This is a genomic window from Alkalihalophilus lindianensis (assembly GCF_032843265.1).
Lineage (GTDB): Bacteria > Bacillota > Bacilli > Bacillales > Bacillaceae_D > Alkalihalophilus > Alkalihalophilus lindianensis.
On sequence record NZ_JAWJBA010000132.1, the window covers coordinates 1 to 326 of the forward strand.

The following is a 326-nucleotide window of genomic DNA, read 5'->3' on the forward strand; positions in this document are numbered from 1 at the left end:
GATGAAACAAATTAAAGTAGAAAATATCAATCTGCCTTGTACGACTCACTTTCTCATTTCGAATAATGAGGAAATCGGCTATGGCGGCAACTCCAATATCCCCCCGGAAACGGTGGAATATTTGGCAGTCGATATGGGGGCGATGGGGGACGGTCAGTCCACGGACGAATATACCGTATCAATTTGCGCTAAAGATGCCAGCGGCCCCTATCATTATGGATTACGAAAAAAGTTAATCCGTCTTGCAGAGGAAAATAAGATTGATTATAAGCTGGACATTTATCCCTATTATGGATCAGACGCCTCCGCAGCAATCCGCTCAGGAG

The 326-nt window shown here is 44.8% G+C and carries 1 pseudogene; it reads left to right on the plus strand.

Annotation, left to right across the window (positions count from 1 at the left end):
• Positions 1 to 326: pseudogene (locus tag RYX56_RS21635) on the plus strand (peptidase M42); the annotation flags it as partial.